This is a genomic window from Halalkalibacter okhensis, from assembly GCF_000787375.1.
GTDB lineage: Bacteria > Bacillota > Bacilli > Bacillales > Bacillaceae_D > Halalkalibacter > Halalkalibacter okhensis.
On record NZ_JRJU01000025.1, the window covers coordinates 1 to 20,164 of the forward strand.

General features: G+C 40.4%; 34 protein-coding genes. 2 read left to right on the forward strand and 32 right to left on the reverse strand.

The genetic code is table 11. The features are described from left to right. Positions 1 to 202 precede the first annotated feature (202 nt). The gene (locus LQ50_RS16445) at positions 203 to 424 is read right to left on the reverse strand and encodes a hypothetical protein (protein ID WP_034631420.1); all 222 of its coding nucleotides are present in this window, start codon (positions 422 to 424) and stop codon (positions 203 to 205) included. A 165-nt stretch (positions 425 to 589) separates the two neighbouring features. On the opposite strand from LQ50_RS16445, the gene pdaB reads away from it, so the two are divergent. Next, positions 590 to 1,351 carry a polysaccharide deacetylase family sporulation protein PdaB gene (gene pdaB, locus LQ50_RS16450; protein WP_034631423.1) on the forward strand — a complete coding sequence of 254 codons (762 nt, stop codon included), beginning with the start codon at positions 590 to 592 and terminating at the stop codon, positions 1,349 to 1,351. A 43-nt stretch (positions 1,352 to 1,394) separates the two neighbouring features. Here the strand turns inward: pdaB and LQ50_RS16455 are convergent, their stop codons facing one another. After that, a complete protein-coding gene (locus LQ50_RS16455; RefSeq protein ID WP_034631426.1) occupies positions 1,395 to 1,985 on the reverse strand; it encodes a KinB-signaling pathway activation protein in 591 nt (196 codons plus the stop codon). 144 nt (positions 1,986 to 2,129) lie between these two features. Here LQ50_RS16455 and gerD point away from each other — a divergent pair, with 144 nt between their 5' ends. Next, positions 2,130 to 2,756 (forward strand): spore germination lipoprotein GerD, encoded by a 627-nt coding sequence (gene gerD, locus LQ50_RS16460; protein ID WP_034631429.1) that lies wholly within the window; start codon positions 2,130 to 2,132, stop codon positions 2,754 to 2,756. 75 nt (positions 2,757 to 2,831) lie between these two features. Here the strand turns inward: gerD and salA are convergent, their stop codons facing one another. The 30 genes from salA to rpsQ all read right to left on the reverse strand — a co-directional run bounded on the left by salA (position 2,832) and on the right by rpsQ (position 20,163). After that, positions 2,832 to 3,884 carry an iron-sulfur carrier protein/transcriptional regulator SalA gene (gene salA, locus LQ50_RS16465; protein WP_034631432.1) on the reverse strand — a complete coding sequence of 351 codons (1,053 nt, stop codon included), beginning with the start codon at positions 3,882 to 3,884 and terminating at the stop codon, positions 2,832 to 2,834. Between the two features lie 79 nt (positions 3,885 to 3,963). After that, positions 3,964 to 4,689 (reverse strand): N-acetylmuramoyl-L-alanine amidase CwlD, encoded by a 726-nt coding sequence (gene cwlD, locus LQ50_RS16470; protein WP_034631435.1) that lies wholly within the window; start codon positions 4,687 to 4,689, stop codon positions 3,964 to 3,966. A gap of 135 nt (positions 4,690 to 4,824) precedes the next feature. Then, positions 4,825 to 5,262 (reverse strand): YbaK family protein, encoded by a 438-nt coding sequence (locus tag LQ50_RS16475; protein WP_034631438.1) that lies wholly within the window; start codon positions 5,260 to 5,262, stop codon positions 4,825 to 4,827. A gap of 210 nt (positions 5,263 to 5,472) precedes the next feature. After that, on the reverse strand, positions 5,473 to 5,865 hold the full coding sequence (gene rpsI, locus LQ50_RS16480; protein WP_034631441.1) for a 30S ribosomal protein S9: 393 nt from the start codon (positions 5,863 to 5,865) through the stop codon (positions 5,473 to 5,475). Positions 5,866 to 5,884: 19 nt separating this feature from the next. Then, positions 5,885 to 6,322: a 50S ribosomal protein L13 gene (rplM, locus tag LQ50_RS16485; RefSeq protein ID WP_034631444.1), complete on the reverse strand. Its 438-nt coding sequence runs from the start codon at positions 6,320 to 6,322 to the stop codon at positions 5,885 to 5,887. Between the two features lie 199 nt (positions 6,323 to 6,521). Further along, complete coding sequence (gene truA / locus LQ50_RS16490; RefSeq protein ID WP_034631447.1) at positions 6,522 to 7,286, reverse strand: tRNA pseudouridine(38-40) synthase TruA; 765 nt, start codon at positions 7,284 to 7,286, stop codon at positions 6,522 to 6,524. A 14-nt stretch (positions 7,287 to 7,300) separates the two neighbouring features. Then, on the reverse strand, positions 7,301 to 8,101 hold the full coding sequence (locus tag LQ50_RS16495) for an energy-coupling factor transporter transmembrane component T family protein (protein WP_034631449.1): 801 nt from the start codon (positions 8,099 to 8,101) through the stop codon (positions 7,301 to 7,303). Between the two features lie 3 nt (positions 8,102 to 8,104). Next, the gene (locus LQ50_RS16500) at positions 8,105 to 8,971 is read right to left on the reverse strand and encodes an energy-coupling factor transporter ATPase (protein WP_034631452.1); all 867 of its coding nucleotides are present in this window, start codon (positions 8,969 to 8,971) and stop codon (positions 8,105 to 8,107) included. Further along, positions 8,947 to 9,783, reverse strand: coding sequence for an energy-coupling factor transporter ATPase (locus tag LQ50_RS16505; protein WP_034631453.1), 837 nt, complete (start codon positions 9,781 to 9,783; stop codon positions 8,947 to 8,949). The genes LQ50_RS16500 and LQ50_RS16505 overlap by 25 nt, the downstream gene beginning before the upstream one ends. A 115-nt stretch (positions 9,784 to 9,898) precedes the next feature. Further along, positions 9,899 to 10,261 carry a 50S ribosomal protein L17 gene (gene rplQ / locus LQ50_RS16510; protein ID WP_034631456.1) on the reverse strand — a complete coding sequence of 121 codons (363 nt, stop codon included), beginning with the start codon at positions 10,259 to 10,261 and terminating at the stop codon, positions 9,899 to 9,901. A gap of 77 nt (positions 10,262 to 10,338) precedes the next feature. Beyond that, positions 10,339 to 11,283, reverse strand: a complete 945-nt coding sequence (locus LQ50_RS16515) for a DNA-directed RNA polymerase subunit alpha (RefSeq protein ID WP_034631457.1) — start codon at positions 11,281 to 11,283, stop codon at positions 10,339 to 10,341. A gap of 167 nt (positions 11,284 to 11,450) precedes the next feature. Further along, positions 11,451 to 11,843 (reverse strand): 30S ribosomal protein S11, encoded by a 393-nt coding sequence (gene rpsK, locus LQ50_RS16520; protein WP_034631459.1) that lies wholly within the window; start codon positions 11,841 to 11,843, stop codon positions 11,451 to 11,453. Between the two features lie 20 nt (positions 11,844 to 11,863). Next, positions 11,864 to 12,229, reverse strand: a complete 366-nt coding sequence (gene rpsM, locus LQ50_RS16525; RefSeq protein ID WP_034631462.1) for a 30S ribosomal protein S13 — start codon at positions 12,227 to 12,229, stop codon at positions 11,864 to 11,866. A gap of 20 nt (positions 12,230 to 12,249) precedes the next feature. Further along, the gene (gene rpmJ, locus LQ50_RS16530; RefSeq protein ID WP_003322638.1) at positions 12,250 to 12,363 is read right to left on the reverse strand and encodes a 50S ribosomal protein L36; all 114 of its coding nucleotides are present in this window, start codon (positions 12,361 to 12,363) and stop codon (positions 12,250 to 12,252) included. Between the two features lie 98 nt (positions 12,364 to 12,461). Beyond that, complete coding sequence (infA, locus tag LQ50_RS16535) at positions 12,462 to 12,680, reverse strand: translation initiation factor IF-1 (protein ID WP_010896341.1); 219 nt, start codon at positions 12,678 to 12,680, stop codon at positions 12,462 to 12,464. Positions 12,681 to 12,684: 4 nt separating this feature from the next. Further along, entirely contained in the window at positions 12,685 to 12,993 is a 309-nt protein-coding gene (locus tag LQ50_RS16540; protein WP_034631465.1) for a KOW domain-containing RNA-binding protein, read from the reverse strand. Between the two features lie 18 nt (positions 12,994 to 13,011). After that, positions 13,012 to 13,758 (reverse strand): type I methionyl aminopeptidase, encoded by a 747-nt coding sequence (gene map, locus LQ50_RS16545; RefSeq protein ID WP_034631466.1) that lies wholly within the window; start codon positions 13,756 to 13,758, stop codon positions 13,012 to 13,014. Next, positions 13,755 to 14,408, reverse strand: coding sequence for an adenylate kinase (locus LQ50_RS16550; RefSeq protein WP_034631467.1), 654 nt, complete (start codon positions 14,406 to 14,408; stop codon positions 13,755 to 13,757). The genes map and LQ50_RS16550 overlap by 4 nt, the downstream gene beginning before the upstream one ends. Positions 14,409 to 14,482: 74 nt before the next feature. After that, positions 14,483 to 15,775 (reverse strand): preprotein translocase subunit SecY, encoded by a 1,293-nt coding sequence (secY, locus tag LQ50_RS16555; RefSeq protein ID WP_034631468.1) that lies wholly within the window; start codon positions 15,773 to 15,775, stop codon positions 14,483 to 14,485. Further along, positions 15,775 to 16,215, reverse strand: a complete 441-nt coding sequence (rplO, locus tag LQ50_RS16560) for a 50S ribosomal protein L15 (protein WP_034631469.1) — start codon at positions 16,213 to 16,215, stop codon at positions 15,775 to 15,777. Before rplO ends, secY begins: the two co-directional genes overlap by 1 nt. Positions 16,216 to 16,247: 32 nt before the next feature. Beyond that, the gene (gene rpmD, locus LQ50_RS16565; protein ID WP_034631470.1) at positions 16,248 to 16,436 is read right to left on the reverse strand and encodes a 50S ribosomal protein L30; all 189 of its coding nucleotides are present in this window, start codon (positions 16,434 to 16,436) and stop codon (positions 16,248 to 16,250) included. A gap of 13 nt (positions 16,437 to 16,449) precedes the next feature. Beyond that, complete coding sequence (gene rpsE / locus LQ50_RS16570) at positions 16,450 to 16,950, reverse strand: 30S ribosomal protein S5 (protein WP_034631472.1); 501 nt, start codon at positions 16,948 to 16,950, stop codon at positions 16,450 to 16,452. A gap of 21 nt (positions 16,951 to 16,971) precedes the next feature. Next, entirely contained in the window at positions 16,972 to 17,331 is a 360-nt protein-coding gene (gene rplR / locus LQ50_RS16575) for a 50S ribosomal protein L18 (RefSeq protein ID WP_034631473.1), read from the reverse strand. Between the two features lie 30 nt (positions 17,332 to 17,361). Beyond that, on the reverse strand, positions 17,362 to 17,898 hold the full coding sequence (rplF, locus tag LQ50_RS16580) for a 50S ribosomal protein L6 (protein ID WP_034631474.1): 537 nt from the start codon (positions 17,896 to 17,898) through the stop codon (positions 17,362 to 17,364). Between the two features lie 33 nt (positions 17,899 to 17,931). Then, complete coding sequence (gene rpsH, locus LQ50_RS16585; RefSeq protein ID WP_034631476.1) at positions 17,932 to 18,330, reverse strand: 30S ribosomal protein S8; 399 nt, start codon at positions 18,328 to 18,330, stop codon at positions 17,932 to 17,934. Positions 18,331 to 18,358: 28 nt separating this feature from the next. Next, entirely contained in the window at positions 18,359 to 18,544 is a 186-nt protein-coding gene (locus LQ50_RS16590; protein WP_012957149.1) for a type Z 30S ribosomal protein S14, read from the reverse strand. A 30-nt stretch (positions 18,545 to 18,574) separates the two neighbouring features. Continuing rightward, positions 18,575 to 19,114, reverse strand: a complete 540-nt coding sequence (gene rplE / locus LQ50_RS16595) for a 50S ribosomal protein L5 (protein ID WP_034631480.1) — start codon at positions 19,112 to 19,114, stop codon at positions 18,575 to 18,577. A 26-nt stretch (positions 19,115 to 19,140) separates the two neighbouring features. Next, positions 19,141 to 19,452, reverse strand: a complete 312-nt coding sequence (gene rplX / locus LQ50_RS16600) for a 50S ribosomal protein L24 (protein WP_034631545.1) — start codon at positions 19,450 to 19,452, stop codon at positions 19,141 to 19,143. Positions 19,453 to 19,500: 48 nt separating this feature from the next. After that, positions 19,501 to 19,869: a 50S ribosomal protein L14 gene (gene rplN, locus LQ50_RS16605; RefSeq protein WP_034631482.1), complete on the reverse strand. Its 369-nt coding sequence runs from the start codon at positions 19,867 to 19,869 to the stop codon at positions 19,501 to 19,503. Between the two features lie 33 nt (positions 19,870 to 19,902). Next, the gene (rpsQ, locus tag LQ50_RS16610) at positions 19,903 to 20,163 is read right to left on the reverse strand and encodes a 30S ribosomal protein S17 (protein WP_034631484.1); all 261 of its coding nucleotides are present in this window, start codon (positions 20,161 to 20,163) and stop codon (positions 19,903 to 19,905) included. Position 20,164: the final 1 nt, after the last annotated feature.

Below are 20,164 nucleotides of genomic sequence, written 5' to 3' on the forward strand. Positions count from 1 at the left end.
CTAAATGTCACTCATCGGCAACTTGTTTTACTATAACACAAACAGTTTTTGTGGTCAAGCCCACTATTTAATAACTATTTGCGGCAAGAAATAATATATCATGTGTCTATAATGAAGTCAACACTAAATAACAAAAACTTAACCCAAACCAATAATACATCTTAATTCATTTGATCCAATCAATAAATATCAGCACACAAGTTTATTGTGTGCTGCGTTTGTTTAATACGTACTTCATCGTTTCTTTAGGAGGTACAAACCGTTTATAGATTTTAAAAACAATCTGATATTTCTCTTCCATTGCACGTTTTACTACTTCGTCTATCCGCGGATCCGATAGGTCTAACAGCAACTCTTCCATCTCTCTCTTTAACATATATTCTACTTCCTGTACCTCTTTTTCATTTAAAATAACCCCTAACACCATACCACCTCGACTATTGTGACTAACAACTCCAAAATATATTTGTTGATCTCCAGTTCTTCTCTCAAAACTCTTTTAAATTGTTTTCAATTTGTTCCAATTTTATTCATATCTTCTAGGTTTGTACCATAGATTGGTCATAACAATGGACAAGGAGGCTAAGAAATGAATTTCTTTTGGATCTTTCATGCCAAACGAATCAAGCAATTATCACTCATTATCATCGCTGCCTTTTTTACAGCTGGTTTACTTTATGTAGAACGGACCCAAATAGCCGTCTTCTCTACCCCAGACGGCCCTCAAGCTTTTTATAAGGCTGAAACGGATGACAAGCAAGTCGCATTAACGTTTAACATTAGCTGGGGAGAAAATCGGATTGAACCGATTTTAGACATTCTAGACCAAAAAGAAGTAGATCATGCAAACTTTTTTGTATCTGCATCTTGGGCAGAGCGGTACCCTGACGTCGTAAAGGAAATCAAAGAACGAGGTCACACAATTGGTAGCCATGGCTATCAATATAAAGACTATACAAGTTGGGATGATGAAAAAATACGAAAAGATATGAACCAAAGTACCCAGATTCTTTCCGAACTTACAGGAGACAAACCCACACTTTTACGTCCTCCAAATGGTTCATTCGACAAACGCATATTAAACTTAGCTGACAAACAAGGATACAGCGTTATTCACTGGAGTATTAATTCAAAGGATTATCAAAATCCAGGTGTTGATGCGATTGTTAATGCCATAGTCCCTAAAACAAGTTCTGGTGATGTCATTTTGTTTCATGCTTCTGATTCTGTTAAACAAACACATAAAGCTCTACCTATTGTCATCGACCAACTTCGCGGCAAGGGTTTCTCCTTTACTACAGTTGAAGACTTAATGGCTAGTACCATATCGGAAAACGAAGAGATTAAATAGTAAAAGAGGGCACTCTGTATAACAACAGAGTGCCCTCTTTCTACTAACTTTCTTGTTTTGTCAAACGATGCAAGGTTAAAACCTGCCATGTATTTGCTGTAATTAAAGGTGTGAAATAAAGCCACAACCATTTTGGGTCATTGACCGTGAGTGCTGGAACCCACTCAATAGTCGTAACGACAACAATAAAGAATAAAGCAGGAATAAACGCTCCTTGGTTTGTACCTTTTGCCTTTAAATAGGCAATCACCAATCCATAAATGAGTAATAAAATGGGCATAACCATAAAACCAAATATCGTTTCACCCGGCTCTGCAAACGCAACGAACCTAAAGTAAATTAAATCAAAAATAACAAAAGCAACAAGAATCACCTGTACATAATTCCAAAGCTTTTGCGATCTAAATAACGCAAGACCAAACCGATGCAGTGTCAAATACGCAAAAAAGCCCATTTGACTAATTAAGCTGAACGCCGCACAAATCCCAAGCAACCATAATAATCCAAAAAATAAGTTTAAAAATGAACCTTCTGTATATACGTGAAAATCTAATATAAATCCAACAATCGCACCACTTATGCTACCAACTAAAAGAGTGGAAAAAAACAAGTAAACAACTTTTCGACTGTTCACAGACAAATCCCCCAATATTCAATTATGCTTACATGATTGTAACAATCTCCTAAAAAAAATGCCAGAACTTCTCGAATAGTGATGAATAATTAGATGACAAATATCTCAAATTAATGACAAAATGACCGAAAGGAGCCGCACAGCATGAAACAAACTTTTTCTGTAATGGTTATAAGTTTTCTTCTTGTTACTCTTGCTAGTTGCGCAGCAGCTGAAAATGGCGGCGGTAGCAGCAGTCCTGACTATGACACCACAAAAAAGATGATGGTTGACATGCTACAAACAGACGAAGGGAAAAAAGCCGTACAAGAAGTTTTATCTGATGAAGAAGTAAAAAAGGAAATCGTTATGGATACAGATTTCGTCAAAGAAACCATACAAACAACACTCACCTCCGAGGAAGGAAAAACATTTTGGCAAGAAGTGATGCAAGAACCTGAGTTTGCTCAAACATTCGCTGAAAGCATGCAAACGGAAAATGAAAAAATGCTTAAGAGTTTGATGAAAGATCCAGAATACCAAGCAATGATGATTACTGTATTACAAGACCCAGAAATGGAAGAAGCGTTTTTAGAGACTCTAAAGTCTAAAGAGTATCGCACACAAGTTATGGCTATCATGTCAGAGTCTTTTGAGAGCCCCTATTTCACAGCAAAAATAAATGAAATTCTTACAAAGGTCGCTGAAAAGCAAATGGAGAAACAAGACCAACCTGCTGAAGGCGGCGGCGGTGGAGAAGAAGGTGGTGGAGAAGGCGGCGGCGGTAACTAATAGCTGACCGTTCGCTTCCATTGGACTTCAACACGAATTCATCAAATACAAAAAAGCCCAGAGTGGGCTTTTTTGTTACCTTGTTTTTTCAATGATTCTTTGGGAAATCTGTTCATAAATTTGTCCAATTGGGTGAGTCTTGCCATAGACAGATGGCGCAAAGTCTTCTTTATTAATTTCTGGTTGTCCTAAAGGAATTTGTCCTAACAAATCGGTCTTTAGTTCCTCTGTTAATCTTTCTCCTCCACCTGTTCCAAAGACATATTCTTTTTCTCCAGTTACACGGCTTTCAAAGTAGGCCATATTTTCGACAACACCTAAGATCTCATGATGTGTTTTTATTGCCATGGTCCCTGCCCGTGCTGCAACAAATGCTGCTGTAGCATGCGGAGTTGTAACAAGAATTTCTTTTGAATGCGGAAGCATCGTATGAAGATCTAAGGCCACATCCCCTGTTCCTGGTGGCAAGTCTAATACTAAGTAATCTAACTCTCCCCACTCCACTTCAGTGAAGAATTGATTTAACATTTTGCCAAGCATCGGTCCTCTCCAAATAACAGGAGCATTGTCTTCAACAAAAAATCCCATTGAAATAACCTTTACATTAAAACGTTCAACTGGGTAAATACGATCGGCAATCACTTTCGGACGCTCCTCAATACCCATCATATCAGGTACACTGAATCCGTAAATATCAGCGTCTATGATCCCTACTTTCTTCCCTAAACGAGCAAGGGTAGTTGCTAGGTTCACCGAAACCGTAGATTTCCCTACCCCACCTTTTCCACTTGTTACGGCAATAAATGTTGTTTTGCTATTAGGCGCTAAAATGGCTGGTCCTTGAAAAGCAGGTTCATCCATACCACCTAACTTTTGAAGCTCCTCGTCTGAAAGTTCTTCAAATCTAAGACCTACTGAAGAAGCTCCTTCTCCTTTTACGACATTAACAATTTCTTGCTGCACTTCCATTTGTTCAGCTGTTCCTGTTTTGGCTAAGGCAATTTTCAAGCTAACATTTCCTTCTTTAACCTTTATTTCACGGACGCCACCCGTTTCGACAAGATTTTTATTTAAGTCTCGATCTTTAACTCGTTTTAATGCTTCGATGACTACTGCTTCTGTTACCAATACGGACACCTTCCTTTTCCAAATATATCCCTAGTATAGCACAGGAGTAAGGAAGAACGTGAATCCGGTTCCATCTAGATTATTCCGGATCTTTTTCATTTGTATAGTAACGTAAGATTCCTTGATAGATCGAGGCTGCAACCTTCTGCTGGTACTCTTCCGTATTTAATAATTCTGCTTCAGTTGGGTTTGACAAAAACCCAGCTTCAATCAAGACTCCAGGAATGGACGCTTGTTTGATTAAATATACATTGTTGATTGGCTTTGCTTGTCTTGTCGTATTCTCTAAATTGCGAATGACCTCTTCTTGGACAAATTTTGCTAAACGCTCATTCTCTGGAATGGCACGATTGTAGAACGTTTGTGCCCCACTCCATCTAGGTGACGGAATGGCATTTAAATGAAGACTTACAAACATATCTGCATCTGAATCGTTAACAATTTCTGCACGCCTTCTCAGATCTTCATTTTTCCTTTGTCTTACTTTTTTTGTATCGGCATTAGCTAAATCATGATCATCTTCCCTCGTCATTAAGACAAGTGCCCCAGCTTCTTGTAAATAATCTCTTAGCTGCTCACTAATTAATAACGTCACATCTTTTTCAAGCATTCCACTTTTCGAAACAGCGCCCCCATCAATTCCTCCATGTCCTGGATCAACGACTATCACTTTCCCTGATAGTGGTAAATTCCAAGTTGACCACGAGTCATTGCTTACAAATTGATATTGAATAATAAATAACAAACTCACAACACCTAAAGCAAAGGCGGCACCTTTCAACCACTTTATCAAATTCACTACCATCCCTCCTCGTCCATTTATATATATTGGGACAAGGAGCAGAATATGAAAGAGGAATACAAAAAGGAGAGACTTGTTTTCCCCTTTTGTATTCCTCTTAATTCAGCCTTAAGACATGTATGGTATAAAAATCGTTTATTAATGCAACCTTAAGCGATATCTTTTCTGTCCTTCACTAAACCCCTTTGTCCACCAATGGTCAACAAAGGCTTCAGTAGCCACCTGTAAGGAATCAAGTAAATAATCAGATTCAATTAACCAACCTTGGAGAAGGTTAAAGATGCAATGGGTTATTTCCGTGACTTCATCATCACACCTATGTTTCACATCGGCAATTGACTCACCTAAATAGCCGAACTTACTATACTCAGCTCCTAACAAGTACGCATCAATAGCCATATCCATACAAGGATCTAATAAAAATGGATGGGAAAGAAAATGAAACGGGACCACAGCTTTAAAATGCTCTTCTACATTGACTTGAAGCTTCTTCAATGACAAACTCCGAAGAACACTCCGTTCAAATTTCCATTGTTTTTCCCGTCGTTTTTCAGAAAGCAAAGTTACGGTCATCATCCTCCGCTCCTTTCATTTCATTTTCTTTTTAATTAGTATGAGAAGGGAAAACAAGGAGCATGCAGTGGAAATATTGTCGATATTGTCCAGCTGTCTGAGATTGAAATTAATTTAACAGGGCTTCTAATTCCAGCCATTGGATCGTCCTACAACTTATAAACAAAAAGACCCCCATCCATAAAGGATGAGAGCCTTCCAAACGCAAGTATATTAACGTTTTGAGAACTGAGGTGCACGACGTGCTGCTTTAAGACCGTATTTCTTACGCTCTTTCGCACGTGCATCACGAGTTAAGAAACCTGCAGTTTTAAGAGCAGGACGGTTGTCAGGATCTACTTGAAGTAGAGCACGAGCAACACCATGACGGATAGCGCCCGCTTGTCCTGTGTAACCTCCACCATCAACATTAACGTGAACATCATATTGACCTTCAACGCCAACCTCAACAAGTGGTTGTTTAACAATAAGCTTTAACGTTTCAAGATTGAAGTATTCATCTAATTCGCGACCGTTAATAACGATACGGCCATCACCTGGTAATAGGCGAACGCGAGCAACAGAGTGCTTACGGCGACCTGTACCATAATATTGTACTTGTGCCAAAATAATACCCTCCTATCGATTAACCACGAAGCGTGTAAGCTTCTGGTTTTTGAGCTTGATGTTTGTGTTCTGGTCCTGCATATACATGAAGCTTCATGCCTTGTGCGCGTCCAAGAGTGTTCTTTGGAAGCATTCCTTTGATTGCAAGCTCAAGCATACGCTCAGGCTTGTTCGCACGCATGTCAGCTGCTTTTGTTGCTTTTAAACCACCTGGGTGATTTGTGTGACGGTAGTAAATCTTGTCATTTAATTTGTTACCAGTTAATTCAATTTTCTCAGCGTTAATGATGATAACATGATCACCAGTGTCAACGTGAGGAGTAAAAGTTGGTTTGTTCTTACCACGTAGGATAGAAGCAACTTCTGAAGCTAAACGACCAAGCGTTTGACCTTCAGCGTCTACTACATACCACTTACGCTCAACTTCGTTTGGCTTTGCCATATATGTTGTACGCATGAATTTCCCTCCTAAAGAAACGATCGCTTTCGTATTTTCAAAATAAATCTAAAATTGTTAAAACCAATGTCTAATGTAACATTCCGAACCCGGGGCTAGTGGGTTTTGGAATTACCATCTAACATCATATAATATTCAAAAGCCAATGTCAACAAAATGTTACACTAGGCCTCGTTGTTATATGATTATTTTTTATAACCTAATATAACTCACTAAAAATAGGCTCATTGTAGTCTACTTTCCAAAGAAATAGCCCAGTTCCAGGAGCCGTTTTTCCTGCATGAGTCCGATCTTTTGCACTAAGAATGAAGGCAAGTTCATGGACTTCACGTTTTCCTGATCCAATTTCTAACAAAGTTCCCACAATAATTCGAACCATATTGTACAAAAAACCACTGCCGACTAACTTAAAAATAAGTTCATCACGGTCTTGCTCAATCGAAATGGTAAATAGCGTCCGCACTTTATCAACTACACTTGTATTTGCCGCACAAAATGAAGAAAAGTCATGCGTTCCAATAAGCGTTTGAGCAGCCTCCTGCATCCGCGGGACCGAAATGTGATAAGGCACATGATGAGATGTATTGCGCCTGAAAACATCACCCTCCTGTCTAAGCAACACACGATAGCGATACTCCTTTTTCACTGCGTGATAACGTGCATGAAAGTCAGAAGCTACATAACAAGCTTCTATAATGCGAATATCATCCGGAAGGCAAGCATTTAATGCTTTTGGCCAACGTTCTGCTGGAATACTTAACATAGAGTCAAAATGCACGACCTGTCCTCTAGCATGAACTCCGGTGTCTGTTCGACCAGACGAATGAATACGGATCTGCTCGCCTTTATGAATTCGAGAAACGGCCCTCTCTATTTCTTCCTGAACGGTTCGACCATTAGGCTGCACTTGATAACCTGAAAAGCTCGTCCCTTCGTACGTGACCCATAAAGCAACTCGCTTCACCTTCATCCTCCCTTTCATATAAAACGTAATAATACAATGACGATGCCAAAGCTAATACAAAATAGGAATGCTATGGTATCCCTTACCTGCCATTGAAGCACTCTATATTTTGTACGTCCCTCTCCTCCCCGGTAACCACGTGATTCCATAGCAAGTGCTAAGTCCTCGGCTCGATTAAAGGCACTGATAAATAGAGGGACTAATAATGGTAATAAGGCCTTAACCCGCTGTCCAATAGGACCCGATGTGAAATCGACTCCCCTTGCCATCTGAGCTTTCATAATTTTTTCCGTCTCCTGCATAAAGGTTGGAATAAATCGCAGGGCTATGGACATCATGAGTGCTAATTCATGAGCAGGTAAACGAACTTTCTTTAATGGGCTAAATAAACTCTCAAGTCCATCTGTTAGATCAATCGGTCTTGTTGTCAACGTAACAAGTGAAGTAAGCAGAATGATTGTTATTAAACGGATGGCAATCGTAACAGCTTGTCTCAATGCTTCTTCATAAAGAGTAAAGAAACCAAAACGAAAAAGAACGGCACCTTCTCTTGTTAAAAAGAGGTGAAGAATAAACGTAAATAATACGAGCCAAAGAATCGGACGTATTCCTTTGTAAATAAATGAAAGTGGAACACGTGATAAAGTGACCATAGCAATCGTAAATAAAATAATTAACGTGTTCGTTATCCAATTATTCGCAAGAAAAATAATGATAACTAAAAGAAACACACTAACTAACTTTGATCGGGGATCGAGACGATGTAAGATCGAAGAAGTAGATACATATTGCCCGATAATGACATTTTGTAACATGATCTACTCCCCTTTATGCTTCAATACATTTCCTAAGAAATGAGAAGTACCTTTTGTATCAAAATGCATAGGGACCTCTTCTAAGCCAAATTTCTCTTTTATACTTTGAAGGAAGCGGACAGGCTTCGGTAGATCAAGTCCAATCTCATTCAGTCTTGCTGCTTGTTCAAAAATAAGTTCGCGCCCGCCAACCATTTCAACCGAGCCATTATGAAGGACAATGATTTGATCTGCATATTTAGCCGCATCCTCCATATGATGGGTCACAAGCACGGTTGTCGTATCGTTTGTTTGATGATAATCATAAAATAACTTCATCATTTGATCCCTTCCCTCAGGATCGAGACTCGCAGCTGGTTCGTCTAATACTAGAACGGATGGCTGCACCGCTAATACACCTGCAATCGCCACTCTGCGCATCTGACCACCACTCAATTGAAAGGGAGAGGCAGAAAGAATGTCCTCTTTTAGACCAACAAGAGGAAGAAGTTCCTTCGCACGTCTAATGGCCTTATCTTTAGGCAATCCAAAGTTAATAGGACCAAAGCATATATCCTTTTCCACGGTCTCTTCAAACAGCTGGTGCTCTGGATATTGAAAGACTAACCCGACTCGTTTTCTTAACTCTTTTAAATCTACTTTCTTTTCGCCAGCTTTGATCTCATATTTTCCAACCTTGACTGAACCTGCAAAGGGCCGCAACAGTCCATTAATATGTTGGATAAACGTCGACTTCCCTGATCCAGTATGGCCAATCACTGCTGTAAATGACCCTGACGGTATCGTTATAGAGAAATCTTTGATCGCTACCTTCTCAAAAGGGGTCCCTTCCATATAGCGATGTTCTACTTTGCTGAATACAATGTCCATAACTCATGAATCAGCTCACTTTCACTCAGACATGTCTTACCTAGAGCAATCCCTTGTTCTTTGAGCTCATGCTGCAAATCAACGGCAAAAGGAAGGGACAGCCCTAATTCTAATAATCTCTCCTTTTGGGAAAATACTTCTTCTGGACGTCCTTCTAAAGCTAGCTTTCCCTCATGAAATAGAAGCAATCGACTAGCTAAAACGGCTTCATCCATGTCATGAGTGATAGAAATGATCGTAACTCCTCGTTGATGAAGCATTGAAATGGTATCCATCACTTCTTTTCGACCAATTGGATCAAGCATAGACGTTGCTTCATCAAAAACAATGACTTCTGGCTCCATTGCCATAATTCCAGCAATAGCAACCCGTTGTTTTTGTCCTCCTGATAAGCGATGCGGTTCGGACTCAAGGAGGTGAGAGATACCGACTAAAGAGGCATACTTGGTAATTCGATCTTCCATTTCTTCACGTGTGAGACCAATATTTTCTAACCCGAATGCTAGATCATCTCTTACCGTTGTTGCAACAAATTGATGGTCAGGGTTCTGAAAAACCATCCCCACGACACGGCGGATAGACCAAATGTCCTGATCACTTTTCGTCGACATGCCTGAAACCAACACCGTACCTTTCGTAGGTAAGTGCAGCCCATTCAATAGACGGCCAAATGTTGACTTTCCTGACCCGTTTCGACCAAGGATGGCAATCCACTCGTTGGCTTCGATGCTCACAGTGAGATCCGTTAATGCATAACTACTAGCATTTTCGTACTGAAAAGTGACATGATCTAAAGAAATTAAAGCGGACACATTTTCACCCTCTTAGAAAAATGGGCAAACAAAAAAGGGCCCAGAGTCAGAGCATACGTGCTCAGATCTGATTTGCCCTTTGTCGCCTCATCTATTCACTCATGGATCAATTCAATTATACAAGCTCAATAATAACCATAGGTGCACCGTCACCACGACGAGGACCCATTTTAAGGATACGTGTATAACCACCTTGACGCTCTTCATAACGAGTTGCAATATCAGAGAAAAGTTTTTGGATAGCGTCTTCGCCAGTCTCTTCGTTCGCTACTTCTCTACGGATGAAAGCAGCAGCTTGACGACGTGCGTGTAAATCTCCACGCTTACCAAGTGTAATCATTTTCTCAACGATTGAACGAAGCTCTTTCGCTTTCGCTTCAGTTGTCTCGATACGCTCGTTAATGATAAGATCAGTTGCTAAATCACGGAATAGAGCCTTACGACCAGCGCTATCACGACCTAATTTTGCGTATGCCATGTTCGTTTCCCTCCTTTGTTACCTGCTCGATTACGCGAGCAACAATATATAACTTAGTAGAAAAGTTGAGGGTAGTACTATTCTTCTTTACGAAGACCGAGTCCTAGCTCTCCAAGCTTCTCTTGAACTTCTTCTAATGACTTACGACCCAGATTACGAACTTTCATCATGTCTTCTTCAGACTTATGAGTTAGTTCTTGAACCGTATTAATCCCCGCACGCTTCAAACAGTTGTAAGAACGAACCGATAGATCAAGTTCTTCAATAGTCATTTCTAGAACTTTCTCTTTCTGATCTTCTTCTTTTTCAACCATGATTTCAGCATTTTGTGCTTGGTCTGTCATTCCAACAAATATATTTAAATGCTCAGTTAAGATCTTAGCACCTAAAGAAACAGCTTCTTCAGGACGGATGCTTCCGTCAGTCCAGACATCAAGAGTTAGTTTGTCATAGTTGGTTACTTGACCGACGCGTGTATTCTCAACTTGATAATTCACACGTGATACTGGTGTGTAAATCGAATCAATAGGAAGTACTCCAATTGGTTGATCGTCATTCTTATTACCCTCAGCAAGAACATAACCACGACCACGTTTAGCAATAAGTCGCATACGAAGGTGCGCACCCTTTGCAAGTGTTGCAATGTGAAGATCAGGATTTAGAACCTCAACATCACTATCGTGTGTTAAATCATTAGCCGTTACGACACCTTCACCTTGGATGTCGATTTCAAGGGTCTTCTCTTCATCAGAATAGATTTTAAGAGCAAGCTTCTTTAAATTCAAAATGATTGTCGTTACATCTTCTACAACACCTTCGATTGTAGAGAATTCATGTAATACAGAATCAATTTGAACAGATGTTACAGCAGCGCCTGGTAAAGAGGAAAGAAGAATACGACGTAAGGAGTTACCTAGCGTAGTACCATACCCACGTTCTAATGGTTCTATCACAAATTTCCCATACTTTGCGTCTTCACTTACTTCAACCGCTTCAATATTTGGCTTCTCAATTTCTATCATTAAACAAACCCTCCTTCAAAACGTCGAACTCCGGTAGACTGCAAGGATTGCCTTACCGGATAACCAGCAGGCAATTCCTAAGCTTTACACCAATTTTGCCAACAGGACTGTTATCGCTCTATCCAGTATTGACAAGGTCAGGAAAATCTATACAAAGATTATTTCCGTTATACTCTACGACGTTTTGGCGGGCGACAACCGTTGTGAGGTACTGGAGTAACATCTTTGATCATGTTAACTTCAAGTCCAACAGCTTGTAAAGAACGGATTGCCGCTTCACGACCAGCACCAGGTCCCTTAACAGAAACTTCGATCGTCTTCATGCCATGCTCCATTGCTGTTTTACCAGCTGTTTCAGCTGCCATTTGAGCAGCGAATGGAGTTGACTTACGAGAACCTTTGAATCCTAATCCACCAGCACTAGCCCAAGAAATTGTATTACCATGCGTATCTGTAATTGTCACGATCGTATTGTTGAATGTTGAACGAATGTGAGCAACTCCAGCTTCAACATTTTTACGTTGACGACGCTTTGGACGAGTATTCGTTTTCTTAGCCATTTTTTATGCGACCTCCTTTACTACTTTTTCTTATTTGCTACTGTACGACGAGGACCTTTACGCGTACGAGCATTGTTTTTAGAATTTTGTCCACGAACAGGTAATCCACGACGGTGGCGAATACCACGGTATGAACCAATTTCAATTAGACGTTTAATGTTTAGTGAAACTTCACGACGAAGGTCACCTTCTACTCTGTAGCCTTCAACTGCTTCACGAATGCGTCCTAATTCTTCTTCTGTTAAGTCACGAACGCGAGTATCTTCAGATACACCTGCTTTCGCTAGAATTTCAGACGACTTAGTTTTGCCGATCCCGAAAACGTACGTAAGTGAAATAACTACGCGTTTGTCACGAGGAATATCGACGCCTGCAACACGTGCCATGTGCAGCACCTCCTTGTTATTTAGCCTTGTTTTTGCTTATGCTTAGGGTTTTCACAAATAACCATTACCGTCCCTTTACGACGGATTACTTTACACTTTTCACAAATAGGCTTGACTGATGGTCTTACCTTCATTTTTTTACCTCCTATATGGTACGGAGTGCTCTGATTATAATCAATCAGATTAAAGCAGGACAATCCATGATTATCATGCTAGTCGCTCTCGCAACGTATTATTTGTATCGATATGTGATTCGTCCACGAGTTAAGTCATAAGGAGAAAGTTCAACAGTCACCTTATCACCAGGAAGAATCCGAATGAAGTGCATACGAATCTTTCCAGAAACGTGGGCAAGAATCTTATGACCATTTTCTAATTCAACACGAAACATTGCATTTGGAAGAGGTTCAATGACTGTACCTTCAACCTCAATTACATCTTCTTTAGCCATGGGCTCACTCTCCTTCCTTCAGTAAATCAGAATGATGCTCTAAGAAATTCGTTAGTGCGTAACGTAATTTTCCATTAGTAACACGTCCTGTTTCAACAAAGCTGCTTTTTACTTCATCAGCAATGTAATCTACTAGCTCTAAGTGATTCATGTTCTTTTTCTTCATTCGGTCAACTTTACGTTTGTCACCATCAGCAATTTTAACAAAACGATCATCAATTAGTTCAACAATGATCCCTAACTGACCTTGATCGCGGCCTTTTGTAATCAAAACAACTTGACCAATCTCCGGAGAAGAACCAGAGTCTTGCATAGACATCATCACCTACATTTAAGCTTTCGTTAAGATTTCAAATCCTGACTCCGTAATAGCAATTGTATGCTCAAAGTGTGCACAATTCTTCCCATCAACTGTTACAACTGTCCAGTTGTCAGAAAGAGTACGTACATACCGTGTACCAGCATTAATCATCGGTTCAATAGCTAAAACCATTCCCGGTTTAAGTCTTGGACCTTTGCCTGGCGGACCATAGTGAGGAATTTGTGGGTCCTCATGCAAGTCTTGCCCAACACCGTGTCCAACATACTCACGAACGATCGAATATCCTAATGGTTCTGCATACGCTTGAATCGCATGTGAGATATCTGACAGTCGGTTCCCCGGCTTAGCAAACTCTAAACCTTTAAAAAGAGACGTTTCTGTCACATCAAGCAGTTCTTGATCTTTTTTAGAAATCTCGCCAACTGCATATGTCCATGCTGAATCACCGTGATAACCATTATAATAAGCTCCGATGTCAACACTAATGACATCTCCATCTTTAAGCACTCTTTTTCCAGGAATACCGTGTACGAGTTCCTCATTTACCGAAGCACAGATACTGCCTGTAAACCCATTATAACCTTTGAATGAGGGAGTTGCTCCGTGAGAACGAATCAATTTCTCAGCAATCTCATCCAATTCTTTTGTAGATATGCCAGGCTGAATATGTTCTTTTAACGCTTGATGTGTTAAAGCAACAATTTTACCGGCTTCGCGCATGATTTCAATTTCTCTTTCCGTCTTACAAATGATCATGCATGAAGTCCTTTCAACAGCTGATCAATATCTTCAAACACTTTATCTATATCTTGATCACCATTTATATCACGCAGATAGCCTTTTTCAGTGTAGAAATCTACTAATGGCTTTGCTTGTTTTTGGTTTACTTCAAGACGCTTTTTCACCGTTTCTGGCTTATCATCATCACGTTGAACTAATTCTTTCCCATCAACGTCACAAATTCCTTCCACTTTCGGTGGGTTGAAAATGACATGATATGTTCTACCAGAAGTAGGAGAAACTCGACGCCCCGTTAAACGATCCATTAATAGTTGTTCAGGAACATCGACATTTAAGACATAATCAAGTTTACGTCCTAAAGAGCTTAGTAACTCTTCTAACGCCTCTGCTTGAGCAACTGTACGTGGAAATCCGTCTAACAAGAAGCCTTTTTGACAATCATCTTGAGCTAAACGATCTCGTACGATCCCGATTGTTACCTCATCAGGTACAAGCTCGCCAGCATCCATGAAAGATTTAGCTTTTAAACCTAGTTCGGTTTCACCCTTAATCGCGGCGCGAAACATATCGCCCGTTGAAATATGGGGAATGCCGTACTCCTCAACAATCCTCTCAGCTTGTGTGCCTTTACCAGCACCAGGTAATCCCATTAAAATTAGATTCATTCCAATCTCCCTCCATCGCTCCGATTTAACAACAGAAGGCGAACGGGAAGAACATGACTTCCCAGATCCCCTTGTTACTTAATAAACCCTTTATAAGAACGTTTAATTAGTTGACTTTCAATTTGCTTCATCGTGTCTAATGCTACACCAACAACGATCAATAATCCAGTACCACCAATCTGGACAGCCGGTGGTAATCCCATCCACGCTGTGAAAAATACAGGAATAATGGAAACAATAGCAAGAAAGAGTGCACCAACAAACGTTAATCGATATAAAATACGTGTTAAGTAAGTCTGTGTTGTCTTACCGGGACGAATGCCTGGAATATACCCACCTTGCTTTTTGAGGTTGTCAGCCATTTTTTCCGGATTAACTTGGATAAACGTATAAAAATACGTAAACCCAATAATTAAAAGTGCGTAAACGACCATTCCGATTGGTTGAGTATAATCAAATACTCTCGTTACCCATGCTGCAATTTGATTATCTGTTCCGAAGAAACCAGCGACGGTTGGAGGAAAGATAAACAAAGAAAGAGCAAAGATAACCGGAATAACACCTGCAGCATTTACTTTTAACGGTAAATGCGTAGACTGACCGCCTACCGGGCTACGCCCCACTAAACGCTTAGCGTACTGCACGGGTACTTTTCTTAATGCTTGTTGAACAAATATAACAACCACGATGATTGCAAGTACAGCAAGTGCAATTAAAAGAACTGTAACAATACTAAGGAAAAGTTGTTCTCCAGCACCTTCAATTTGAGTAGCGTAGATTTGGTTAATTCCATTAGGGATCCCTGCAGCAATACCTGCAAAGATAATAATAGAAATTCCGTTACCTACACCTTTTGCTGTAATTTGTTCGCCTAGCCACATTAAGAAAGCAGTACCTGCCGTTAAAACTAAAGCGATAAATAAATAAGTTGGAACACTAGGATTAGGAATTAAACCAGGAAATAAAGAATTAAATCCAATAGACATTCCTAATGCTTGAATAAAACCTAAAACGATTGTTCCATAACGGGTAAACTGAGCTAATTTACGTCGACCAGCTTCCCCTTCTTTCGCCCATTCAGCAAATTTAGGTACTACATCCATCTGTAATAACTGCACGACAATCGAAGCAGTAATGTATGGCATAATACCCATTGCGAAGATCGAAAAGTTCCCTAAAGCTCCACCACCAAACGTATTCAAAAACCCAAATGCATTCGCTTGATCGTGAAAATTCAGTACATCCTTGTTCGCTCCTGGAACAGGGATAAAACTTCCGATACGAAAGACAATGAGCATAAGGAGGGTGAATATCACCTTTTGGCGTAAATCACCCACGCGCATAATGTTGGAGATAGTCCGGAACATTAAATCACCTCAGTTTTACCGCCAGCAGCTTCGATCGCTTCTACTGCAGACGCTGAGAACTTATGTGCTTTAACAGTTAAGTTTTTCTCAAGTTTTCCATTACCTAGAATCTTGATACCAACCTTTACGTTTTTCACTGTACCAGACTCAATAAGAAGTTCAGGTGTTACCTCTGTACCCGCATCAAAACGGTTAAGGGTTTCAAGGTTAACTACTGTGTACTCCTTACGAGTTGGGTTTGTGAAACCACGTTTCGGTAGACGACGGTATAAAGGGTTTTGACCACCCTCAAAACCAGGACGTACCCCACCGCCCGAACGAGCGTTTTGTCCTTTATGTCCTTTTCCTGCTGTCTTACCGTTTCCAGAACCAATTCCGCGACCTACACGGTTACGAACTTTACGTGATCCTTCTGCAGGTTTCAACTCATGAAGTTTCATGTCGACACCTCCTCGTATTTAAATATTATCAATTAAGCTTCGATCTCTTTAACAGTTAAAAGGTGAGATACCTTGTTTACCATACCGCGAATCGCAGCGTTATCTTGTTGAACAACTGTTTGGTGCATCTTACGCAATCCAAGAGTATTCACAGTAACGCGTTGGTCTTCCGGGCGCCCGATAAGACTACGAGTGAGGGTAATTTCTAATTTCTTAGCCATTTACTTTCCCTCCTTATCCTAACAGTTCTTCCACGGATTTGCCGCGAAGTTTAGCAACCTCTTCAGCACGTTTTAAACCTTTAAGACCTTCCATAGTTGCACGAACCATGTTGATCGGGTTGTTTGAACCAAGAGATTTTGAAAGAATATCACCGATACCAGCTAGTTCTAGCACCGCACGTACTGGTCCACCAGCGATAATTCCTGTACCTTCTGAAGCATTTTTAAGTAGGACACGTCCTGCACCAAAATGTCCAACAATCTCATGAGGGATTGTCGTGCCAACAACAGGTACTTCAATAAGATTTTTCTTTGCATCTTCTACAGCCTTACGGATCGCTTCAGGAACTTCTTGAGCTTTACCCATACCGAATCCAACATGGCCATTTTTATCGCCAACTACAACTAATGCAGCAAAGCGGAAACGACGTCCACCTTTAACTACTTTAGCTACACGATTGACAGCTACTACTTTTTCTTCAAGTTCCAACGTATTAGGGTCAATACGACGCATTCGTTTTCCCTCCTTTTTTTCTTAGAATTGCAAGCCAGCTTCGCGAGCTGCTGCTGCAAGTGTTGCAACACGTCCGTGATATAAATAACCACCACGGTCAAATACAACTACTTTATGTCCATTTTCAATCGCGCGTTTCGCAACGAGTTCACCTACAAGTTTTGCCGCATCTGTTTTCGTCGCATCTGCAGCTACCTCTGAATCAAGAGTAGATGCAGAAGCAAGTGTAACACCATTTACATCATCAATAAGTTGAGCATAAATGTGTTTAGATGAACGGAAAACATTTAGACGAGGACGTTCAGGTGTTCCTGTAATCGCACGACGAACATGTGCATGTCGCTTCTTACGAGCTACGTTTTTATTACGCTTCGTAATCATTGAACGTCATTCCTTTCCGTGAGTTAGTGATTATTTACCAGTCTTACCTTCTTTACGACGAATATATTCGCCTTCATAACGAATACCTTTTCCTTTGTAAGGCTCAGGTAGACGTACAGAACGGATGTTAGATGCAAGTGCACCAACACGCTCTTTGTCAATTCCTTTAACAGTTACCTTTGTGTTAGATGGAACTTCGATTTCGATCCCTTGCTCAGGAACGATCTCAACTGGATGAGAGTAACCAACGTTAAGAACTAGTTTCTGACCTGACTTAGTAGCACGGTATCCGACACCGACAAGTTCAAGTGAACGTTCGAAACCTTTTGTTACACCTTCAACCATGTTGTTGATCAAGCTACGAGTTGTTCCGTGAAGAGCACGGTGCTCCTTGTGTTCAGAAGGACGCTCAACTGTTACTTGATTTTCTTCGATATTGATTTTCATATCCTCGTGAAGATTACGCTTAAGTTCGCCTTTAGGACCTTTAACAGTCAGTAACGTACCATCAAGCGTAATAGTAACTCCACTTGGAACTTCTACTGGCTTTTTACCAATACGAGACATTCTTTTGCACCTCCGTTCAATTCAAGGATTGTCTTACCAAACGTAAGCTAATACTTCGCCACCAATTTGTTGTTGACGCGCATCCTTGTCTGTCATTACGCCTTTAGATGTTGAAACTAATGCGATACCAAGACCACCTAGTACACGTGGAAGTTCGCCAGCTTTCGCATAAACGCGAAGACCTGGTTTACTAATACGCTTAAGTCCTGAAATTACACGCTCATTTGTAGCACCATATTTTAAGAAGATGCGGATTACACCTTGCTTGTTATCTTCAATAAATTCATAATCACGGATGAAACCTTCACGCTTTAGGATATCAGCGATTTCTTTCTTCACCTTAGAAGCAGGTAGTTCAAGCTTCTCGTGATGAACCGTGTTAGCATTACGAATGCGAGTAAGCATATCTGCAATTGGATCTGTCATGACCATATTATTTACCTCCTTCCCGTTCTTGGGATTACCAACTAGCTTTTTTCACACCAGGAATTTGCCCTTTGTGAGCAAGTTCTCTGAAGCAAATTCTGCAAAGTTTAAACTTACGTAATACTGAATGAGGACGACCGCAACGTTCACAGCGAGTATACTCTTGTACTTTATACTTCTGTGTGCGTTTTTGCTTTGCAATCATTGATTTCTTCGCCAACGTTTTCCCTCCTCTTCGAAACGACTTCGATTATTTTTGAAATGGCATTCCCATTTGTGTTAAAAGTTCACGAGCTTCTTCATCCGTGTTAGCAGTTGTAACAATAACAACATCCATACCACGAACTTTATCCACTTTATCGTAATCAATTTCAGGGAAGATCAATTGTTCTTTAACACCTAGCGTGTAGTTTCCACGTCCGTCAAATGCTTTCTTAGAAACACCGCGGAAGTCACGTACACGTGGTAGTGAAATAGAAATTAATTTATCAAGGAAATCATACATACGCTCACCACGAAGTGTTACCTTCGCACCAATTGGCATACCTTCACGTAGTTTGAATCCTGCAATTGATTTTTTCGCCTTAGTTACTAATGGTTTTTGACCTGTAATCTCAGTTAATTCTTCAACTGCTTTATCTAGTGCCTTAGCGTTTGATACTGCGTCACCAACACCCATGTTAACAACGATTTTCTCAAGCTTTGGAACACCCATAACAGATGAATAGTTGAACTTCTCTACTAGAGAAGGAACAATTTCACTTGTATACTTTTCTTTTAATCGACTCATACGATTGACCTCCTTTCACACTCTGACTACTTATCTAAAGATTCGCCAGACTTCTTAGCAATACGTACCTTTTTACCGTTCTCTACTTTATAACCTACACGAGTAGGTTCACCAGACTTAGGATCGATAGGCATAACGTTAGAAGAATGAATTGGTGCTTCTTGGTTCAAGATTCCACCTTGTGGGTTATCTTGAGAAGGTTTAGCATGTTTCTTCACGATGTTAACACCTTCAACAAGTACACGGTTCTTCTTCGGGAACGCCTCAAGGATTACACCTTGTTTCCCTTTGTCTTTTCCAGAGATGACCTTAACAGTATCACCTTTTTTGACATGCATATTTGCCATGTTCGCACCTCCTTGACAGGGCCTTTCAATAATCTTCTATTAAAGAACTTCCGGAGCAAGAGACACAATCTTCATGAATTGGTTTTCACGAAGTTCACGTGCAACAGGTCCAAAAATACGAGTACCACGTGGGCTCTTATCATCACGAATAATTACAGCAGCATTTTCATCAAATTTGATGTATGAACCGTCGTTACGACGAGCACCGCTCTTAGTACGTACGATTACAGCACGGACAACGTCACCTTTCTTGACAACGCCACCTGGTGTTGCTTGTTTTACCGAGCAAACAATAACATCACCAATATTAGCTGTTTTACGACCAGAACCACCAAGTACTTTAATACAAAGTACTTCACGAGCACCAGAGTTATCTGCAACTTTTAAACGGGATTCTTGTTGAATCATACAAACTTACCTCCCTTCGAAACCAGTATTCTATTAGATAATAACCGCTTCTTCTACGATTTCAACTAAGCGGAAACGTTTGTCTTTAGAAAGCGGACGAGTTTCCATAATTTCTACGATATCGCCAGTCTTAGCGCTATTGTTCTCATCATGAGCCTTAAACTTCTTCGAGTATTTTACTCGCTTTCCGTATAGGCGATCTTTTTTGTAAGTTTCAACAAGAACTGTGATTGTTTTGTCCATTTTGTCAGAAACAACACGTCCTCTGTAAACTTTACGTTGGTTGCGTTCCATT